At 60.8% G+C, this 7,989-nt stretch carries 9 protein-coding genes; 5 read left to right on the forward strand and 4 right to left on the reverse strand.

The genetic code is table 11. The annotated features are described in order from the left end of the window. The 3 genes from U9R81_RS14010 to U9R81_RS14020 form a co-directional block, all read right to left on the reverse strand. On the reverse strand, positions 1-403 hold a 403-nt coding region (locus U9R81_RS14010; RefSeq protein WP_322496055.1), incomplete at its 3' end, for a biotin/lipoyl-binding protein. 3 nt (positions 404-406) lie between these two features. After that, positions 407-1,051, reverse strand: coding sequence for a TetR/AcrR family transcriptional regulator (locus U9R81_RS14015; protein ID WP_322496056.1), 645 nt, complete (start codon positions 1,049-1,051; stop codon positions 407-409). Between the two features lie 603 nt (positions 1,052-1,654). Beyond that, positions 1,655-1,993, reverse strand: coding sequence for a zinc-ribbon domain containing protein (locus tag U9R81_RS14020; RefSeq protein ID WP_322496057.1), 339 nt, complete (start codon positions 1,991-1,993; stop codon positions 1,655-1,657). A gap of 604 nt (positions 1,994-2,597) precedes the next feature. On the opposite strand from U9R81_RS14020, the gene U9R81_RS14025 reads away from it, so the two are divergent. Further along, positions 2,598-4,013 carry an ammonium transporter gene (locus U9R81_RS14025; protein ID WP_322496058.1) on the forward strand — a complete coding sequence of 472 codons (1,416 nt, stop codon included), beginning with the start codon at positions 2,598-2,600 and terminating at the stop codon, positions 4,011-4,013. A 337-nt stretch (positions 4,014-4,350) separates the two neighbouring features. Here the strand turns inward: U9R81_RS14025 and U9R81_RS14030 are convergent, their stop codons facing one another. After that, complete coding sequence (locus tag U9R81_RS14030) at positions 4,351-5,172, reverse strand: ECF transporter S component (protein WP_322496059.1); 822 nt, start codon at positions 5,170-5,172, stop codon at positions 4,351-4,353. A gap of 152 nt (positions 5,173-5,324) precedes the next feature. Between U9R81_RS14030 and U9R81_RS14035 the strand changes: the two genes are divergently transcribed. From U9R81_RS14035 to U9R81_RS14050, 4 genes are all read left to right on the forward strand, one after another. Continuing rightward, complete coding sequence (locus U9R81_RS14035; protein ID WP_322496060.1) at positions 5,325-5,549, forward strand: hypothetical protein; 225 nt, start codon at positions 5,325-5,327, stop codon at positions 5,547-5,549. A gap of 413 nt (positions 5,550-5,962) precedes the next feature. Further along, positions 5,963-6,343, forward strand: coding sequence for a DUF2089 domain-containing protein (locus U9R81_RS14040; protein ID WP_066784031.1), 381 nt, complete (start codon positions 5,963-5,965; stop codon positions 6,341-6,343). Next, entirely contained in the window at positions 6,327-6,692 is a 366-nt protein-coding gene (locus U9R81_RS14045; protein ID WP_322496061.1) for an SHOCT-like domain-containing protein, read from the forward strand. Before U9R81_RS14040 ends, U9R81_RS14045 begins: the two co-directional genes overlap by 17 nt. A 30-nt stretch (positions 6,693-6,722) precedes the next feature. After that, positions 6,723-7,989 (forward strand): DUF4097 family beta strand repeat-containing protein (locus U9R81_RS14050; protein WP_322496062.1); only part of this gene is annotated, 1,267 nt, incomplete at its 3' end.

The following is a 7,989-nucleotide window of genomic DNA, read 5'->3' on the forward strand; positions in this document are numbered from 1 at the left end:
GCTCGCGCAGGGCTTGCACATCGGCTTGGGCCAGCGCCACCGCCGCCTCGGCAGCCGCTACATCGGCGCGCAACTGGCGATCATCCAGCCGGAGCAACGGATCACCGGCGGCCACTGTTTGGCCAACCGTCACCAACACCTCTTGCACCCGGCCGGGCAGGGTCAAACTCAGCTCAGCCGTCTGATTCGGCTCAACGGAACCGGTCGCATTGACGGTCAAGCGCAAATCACCGCGGGTGACGGGGGCAACCGTCACGCCGGCCAGCGGATCGACAGGAGAGGTTGAAACAAAACGAACGACCACGGTTGCGATCACCGCGATCAACAAACCGGCAGCGATCAACACTGGCAACGAAAGGCGGGGAAATCTGATCCGAGGACGCGACTGCGGTAAGGTGCTCATAAATTATGCCATCCCTGTTGAAGACTTGGGCGCGGCCTGCGTGCCAGCGCCGTGCAGAAACAGATCAACCAAAAGGGCCGGTGAAACGGCGCCAGTCCAACGCAGCATCGGGTGGGCCGGCGTCAATTCGTGAAAGGTCTCGCACAGACTGAGAAAGAGCATCGCCAGCACTGCCGGAGCCAAATCGGCGCGCACTAAGCCAATGGTGCTCGCCTCGTGCATCACCGATGTCAACGGCGCAAACAAGTGCTGATAGAACGCGGCGCTCAGGCGAGCGCGGGCCGATTCGCCGAGATGCTCCATCATCTCGTGGCGCATCATGCGCATATCACCTTCGTAGCCGGTAATCAGCAGTGTTGCCATCGCCTGCAACCGCTCGACCAAAGGCCGGTCAGCAGCGGCGATTTCGGCTAACGGCTGGCGCATCGTCTCGAGCACGCGCAAACCCATTTGCACAAAGAGATCTTCTTTGTCGCCGAAGTAGTAGTAGAGGGTCGGCTTCGTCACCCCAGCGGCTTGAATAATGTCGTTAATCGAAACGGCCCGGTAGCCGCGCTGCATAAAGAGTTGGGCTGCCACATCGAGAATGCGCAGCGCCGTCGGACTGTCACTGATGCGCGGATCGAGCGCGAGGTTGAGTTCTGCCATTTCACAAGACCAATCTCATCAATTCTTACCGACCGGTAAGTAATATACCACGAATGCAAAACCTTTGTCAATAGCTTGAACATATTTTGTCAAACACAGGGGTAAATTGCACGGGAAGGCCGTCCGGCTACGGCAGTCTATACCCAGATCAGACAATGGGCAGGGGTAAAATAAACCTTGCTCCCTCGTGCAGAGTTCAAGGATGGGCAGAACCCATGAGCGCAGATACGGTTGATGGTTTTGGGATGCGTTGTTTTACCTCACCCCCGGCCCCTCTCCCACTGGCGTTCAAGGGCGGGCAGAACGTATGAACGTAGATGTGGTTGATGGCTTTGCGATGAGTCGTTTCACCCTCACCCTCAGCCCCTCTCCCATTAGCGCGGGAGAGGGGAGCACAGAGCCAAGCGTTGAGGCATTGCACCGCGATCAACGGTTATCCGCCCTCGAACATGCAGAGAGCGGGGAAGCGAACGACACACCCGGCTGACCGAACGCGGCATTATGGAGCGTGCGGCAACTAAGCTACCGCAGTCTTCGTAATAGAAATCACAAAACCCCGCTCCCGGCAGTGGGGAGCGGGGCAAGGGGTGAGGTAGCTGCAGATTAATACATTACACGCGAATCGCCGCGCATCCGGTTAAAGCACGAGCTGCAGTAGACCGGCTTGGTACCGCGGGGCACGAACGGAACCGTTGTCTCTTGGCCGCAACTAGCGCACATCACCCGATAATTCACCCGCTCGCGGGCAACCGGCGCCGCGTGGCTGGCACGGCCCCGTTCGGGAGCTTCACTCACCTGCGACTTGCGCGCCTTGCGGCACGACGGGCAACGCACCGGCTCGTTGGTAAAGCCTTTGGCAGCGTAAAACTGCTGCTCTCCCGCTGTAAACACGAAATCCATCCCGCAATCCCGACAGGTCAGGGTCTTGTCTGCGAAGCTCATGGCTCGCTACTCCTCTAGCAGAACAACGAAGGGTTTAGGTGGCCGGTGCGTGGGGCTGCGTTGCGTCCGAACTCGACCGAGGGAATGCTCAGCGGGGGAGCGCTCGCACGTACCAGATCCGTACCAGCTTTGAATATTGATTATACCAAATTTTTACCGATGTGCAAAACCGTGTTCGTCTCAGACGGTTTGTACAAACAATCCAATCTCTTCCACCTCAATATTGGAAATCCTATCTATTGGCAGGCTAGAAGAGGGCTGTTATCATACCAACGTCAATGATTGCACAAGTTAGTGAGCGCCACGAGGCGATGATTGCAAGGGGGTGAGCGCGCGGTGCGCGGGCATCATCTGCGGCGTTGCAGCATGAACCGCGTGCGCATGGACGAGGAAGCTTTCAGGGTCTCATTCATTTACTACCACTGTTCCATGTTCACAAGTCCATAGCAACGGCATTATGCTACTTGCGCTCGCGATGAAGCTTATTTGGCCTGCGACGAGGCAGAGGCGGATGGTTTGTGCATTTTATCTAAACGCATGGGTTACATTCATCCATGCGCTACATGCAATCGCTAAAACATTCTATGGTTAAGGAGCTGCTCTTATGAAGCTTGCATGGCACACAAAGATCGGTCTCGGTCTAGGTCTTGGCCTTGGTCTCTGGTTGATCGGCAGCGGGCGCGCCTTTGCTCAAGAAGGTCCCACTACTGCAGAGTTGGCCGTTGCAATGAACACCTTCTTCTTATTCATTGCTGCGGCATTGGTCTTCTTTATGCAGGCCGGATTTGCAATGTTGACCGCTGGCCTCACCCGCTCGAAGAATACGACGAATATTCTGTTCAAAAACCTGATGGACTTCGTGATGTGCTCGATCGCCTTCTGGGCGGTGGGTTGGGGTGTTGCCTACGGCACTTCGGCAGGTGGCTTCATCGGCACCGACCAATTCTTCCTGTCGCACGTTACTGCCGAGGGTGAAGTGCCAGTGCTGGCGAGCTGGTTCTTCCAAGTGGTTTTCGCCGGTACGGCGGCCACGATCGTCGCTGGCGCGATGGCCGAGCGCACGAAGTTCACGGCTTACTTGGTCTACAGCTTCATTATCTCGCTCTTCATCTATCCGGTCGTTGTCCACTGGGTCTGGAGCGGTGCAGGCTGGCTGAACACCTATAGCGGCAGCACCGAAGGCAACTGGGGCTTTACCGACTTTGCCGGCAGCACGGTGGTGCATAGCGTCGGCGGCTGGGCCTCGCTGGTGGGTGCGATGATCCTTGGCCCCCGCCTTGGCCGCTTCGGCCCCGATGGCAAGCCGCGCGCAATCCCTGGCCACAATATGTCGCTGGCTGCGCTGGGCACCTTCATCCTCTGGCTGGGCTGGTTCGGCTTCAACCCCGGTTCGCAATTGGCGATTGCGTCGCAGAGTGATGCCGATGCGGTGGCGATGGTGGCGGTGACGACCAATCTGGCGGCGGCGGCTGGTGCGTTGGGTGCGCTCTTCACCGCGTGGCTGCGCTACGGCAAGCCCGATCTGGGCCAGACCCTCAACGGCGTGCTGGGTGGCTTGGTGGCGATTACCGCTGGCTGCGCCTACGTCGATCCGCTCTCGTCCATTATCATCGGTTTCATCGCTGGCCCGGTTGTGGTCTTCTCGGCGGAACTGCTCGAGAAGCTGAAGATCGACGATCCGGTCGGGGCCGTGCCGGTCCACTTGGTTAATGGCATCTGGGGTACGCTGGCGGTTGGTCTCTTCGCCTCGATCCCCGGCAACACCGGCACCACTGGTCTGTTCTACGGCGGCGGCTTGACCCTGCTCATCTCGCAGTTCGTCGGCGTGGTGGCGATTGGGTTCTGGACGGTGGCGACGGCGGCGCTGATGTTCTTCGCTATCAAGGCGACGATCGGTCTGCGCGTGAGCAAGGAAGAGGAAGAGGCTGGTCTCGATATCGGCGAGCACGGGATGGTGGCGTACCCCGATCTGGCTGGGACGCCGGCGGGCAGCAGCGTGAGCGGCGCGCTGGCCAAGTAACGCGAAACTACCTCTCCTCCTTGCGCCCCTCCGCTGCATGATGCAGTGGAGGGGTTGTTTTTGGCGCAGAGGGGTTTTTACCGCAGAGGGCGCAGAGGTTTTGGAAAGGGATGATCCTCCCAGCTCTCCCGCTGGCGGCGCGCACTGACCAGCCCCTCTGTCATTGCGAGGGGGCGCAGACCCCGCAGCAAGCTCCTGCTTTGGTGAAAGGAGTGCCTGAGCGGACGTTTCCCGTGATCGGAGGAGATTGCTTCGCCTCGCGGCGGGCAGAGCGCGGCTCTGCCCCTACCGCTCGGCTCGCAATGACACATAGGTGTGCAAAACCAACCCTGACCGGCTATGCCGCCGCATCTTCCGCCACCGTAAACCAAAACCGGTTGCGAAACCGGCGCAGCTCTTTGAGGACGAGTCGCCCCAACAGCGCGATCAAGACCGCGTTGCCAAACGCGCGCACGGCATCCCACGCCAGCGAGGTCACGGCGTAGAAAATAGCGTACTGGCGGATCGTCGCCACCAAGCCGCTGCCCGGCGTCCAGCCGAGTTCGCCGGGAGGCGCAAACGGCCAGAACCAGAGGTTCATGAGCGCGCCAAACAGAAACCCCCATATGTAGCCGAAGCCGGCCAGCAGGCCGATCTCGCCCCACCCTCCCGGTCGCAGACGCCGGCCCAGCGGCGCGAGCAGACCGGTGCTCATCCCCATCCAACCAGTGACAAACATCTGAAACGGCAACCACGGCCCGACCCCGCCGGTGAGCAGGGCCGAGACCAGCAGCGCCAGCGCGCCGAGCAGGAAACCGAAGCGCGCGCCGTAGACGTAACCGGCGAGGATGATGAGGAAGAAGAAGGTAGGCGAATCCGCCGGCCCTGCCGGCAAACGCAGCACCGCCACCACGCCGGTCAGCACCCCCAAGACGGCAAGGATGCGGGTATTGAGCCGTCCGGCGCTCAGCTCGGCAATCAGGAGCGCCAATAATGCCGGCCCCAGCAGAGCGAAGAAGATCGGCGCAGTAGCGGCATGCGCTTGGCCAAACCCGGTTTCGGCTCGCCCCATGGCAAAGGGGTAGAGAAACGCGATCGCGCCGAGCAGGCAGATCAGCGCCAGCGCTAGATCGCCGGCGCGCGCTGCCCATAGGTTGTGGTGAGTCGATCGTGCAGTCATAGTCGGTATCATACCACGACCCGACTTATCAAGAAACGTTTGATCAAATACCAAGATTAACCAGAAAGCTATTGACAATCGCCATTCTAGCTGATAATATTTCAATCGCATTGGCAATTATCACCAAATAAATGGTGAATTTAGGAGGTGTGATGATGATGCGCGATCTCTATCATCACGAAGCGCTGATACCACGCACAATCAACGAGCGGATCGCCGAGGCCGCCCAAACCCGGCTGTACCCGCGCCCGCGCTTCGCCCGCCGCCTAGCGCGCTGGATCGGCTGGCTCTTGATCCGGCTCGGCCAGCGCCTGTTGCGCTACGCCGTCGATCGCCGCCCCAACCGCCTCACCTATGCCCAAAAAGTGTTTGAGTGATCGAGACAGCTCGTGATCACCGTCCAAAGCGTCGCTCTCCTGACTCGCCCGCACTAAAGCATCCGGCCCTCGCCCAATGAGGTGCAAGGAAGGACAGAACGTATGAGCACAGATACAGGTTATGGCTTTGCGATGAACCTTCACCCTCATCCCCAGCCCCGCTCCCACTGGCGCGGGGCCAAGGGCGGGCAGAACATCCAATCTGGAACCCTGCTCTAAAGGGCCGGGCTAGGGTTACGCAGCCCGCTGCGCGGGCTGCCAGCCCTCACCCCCAGCCCCGCTCCCACTGGCGCGGGAGAGGAGAGCGCAGCGCCGAGCGGTGAGGTATCGCACAGCGATTTCTGGCCTCCCCTTAAGCCAAAGCGGGAAGGCAGCCATCCAGTAATATTCGCATGACACTTAAGGAGACCCCTATGCACCCGCTTCTCACCCGTGATCCCATTACTGGCGGCGAGTTGATCGTGACCCGGCTCGAGTCGCCAAGCAGCGGGATCGTGATCGAAGGCCGCTTTAGCCTCGGCTGGATTGGCCGGCTCTCGCCTGAACAGTTGGCGTTTGTGGAGTTGCTGGTCAAGAATCGCGGCAATATCCAGCGCCTCGCCGCCGAGCTCGACATTGCCTACAACACCGCCCGCGCCCGCCTTGATGAGATCGTCGCTCTGCTCGGCGGCCCGCCCGAACACGAACCGCGCGTCGATCGCCGCCAGATTCTCGACCGCCTCGCCGCCCGCGAGATTTCGGTCGAAGAGGCGCTGCGCTTGCTGAAGGGAGTTGGCGATGAACAGCGCAAATGAAGAACGCCACCGGATTTTGCAGATGGTTGAAGGGGGCCAGCTTTCGGCTGCCGAAGCCGCCCGCCTGCTCGATGCCCTTAGCGCCGACCCGCGCCCGCTCGAACGCAGCCATGCCCGCTTGGTGCGGGTGCGCGTGACCGATCTGGCCTCGCAACGCCTTAAAGCCTCGGTGGCGATCCCGGTCAGCCTGATCAACGTCGGTCTGCGCCTTGGCGCGCGGCTGGCGCCCCAACTAAGCGGCAGTGCCCTCGAAGAGCTGATCCGCAGCGTTGAGCGGGGAACCACCGGTCTACTGCTCGAATGGCAGGATTTGGAAGAGGGCGAACGGATCGAAATTGTCGTCGAATAGCGAGCTAGTGTGTAGCTCAGGAGTACAACGATGAAAGAACGGATTCCGGTCGAGGGGCCAATCACGATCACGCTTCAACCGGTCGAGGGTGATCTCACGATTCGCGGTTGGGATGAGCCAGCGATTGAATGGCAGGCGGATGAGCCGGTGACAGTGCAGATTGGCGAAACGGGATTGGTCATCGGCCCATGCGATAGTGATATGCAGTTGGCCGTGCCCGCCGCCGCTGAAGTACGCATTTCGGTATGTGATGGCGATGTGCGAGTGATGAACCTGCGCCGGGTGAAGGTGGATCGGCTGAGCGGCGACTTGACGTTGCGCCAGATTACCGAGCATGCTGCAATTGGCTATCTGGCCGGCGATGTCACCGCGACCGCGGTGGCCGAATTGGCGGTGGCGGCTGATATTCACGGCGATGTCACGCTGGCCGATGTACCGGTGGCTCAGCTTGCCAGCATGGCCGGCGATGTCACCGCGCGCAATGTGCTGAGCATGGCAGTGCAGCGCCTCGCTGGCGATCTAACCGCTAGCGGGATCAGCGAGCAATTGGTGGCCGGCACGATCACCGGCGATGTCGAGATTGCCACCACCGGCGCCGCCCATCTGCAGATCGAGCGGGTGAACGGCGATCTGACGGTGAGCGGGCAAGCGCGCGCGTTGCAGTGTTTGTCGGTAAGCGGTGATGTCGATACCGAAGATGCGCAGATCGATCAATTGCGTATCGAGACGGTCGCTGGCGATGTCGAGATTGGTAAACTGGCCGGCGGACAGATCGGCACCATCGGCGGCGACTGCAAGCTGGCCGGCGTGACCGGCGATCTGGCGATTGGCAATGTCGGCGGTGATTGTACGATCAAGCAAGCCGGCGGAAACCTGAGCATCAACGCAGTAGGAGGCGATCTGTCGTTGCGCGCCAATCTGAACGCCGGCAGCGTTATCCGGGCCCAAGTGGGTGGTGATGCCACGATCCATCTCCCCGAAACGCCCGATCTGGCGCTGACGGCAGTAGTAGGCGGCGAGATTAGCGGGGCCGGCGCGCAGCCATCGTTCCCCGGCCAAGAGGTCGAGCTGCGCTACGGCAATGGCGCGGCCAGCCTGCGCCTCGTCGTGGGTGGCGATTTGGTCATCAAAGGCCCCGCCCAACCGGGTTCGTTCAGCAGCATCGGCGCGCAATTGGGGCAAGAGTTGGGTGAACTGGGCCGCGAGCTGGGCCGCGAGTTGAGTGAACTGGGCCGCGAGCTAGCCGCCGAATTGCGCAGCGCATTATCGGGCCGCGACCCCGACGCCGCCGAGCGCG

It is taken from the genome of Chloroflexus sp., assembly GCF_034435895.1.
Taxonomy (GTDB): domain Bacteria; phylum Chloroflexota; class Chloroflexia; order Chloroflexales; family Chloroflexaceae; genus Chloroflexus.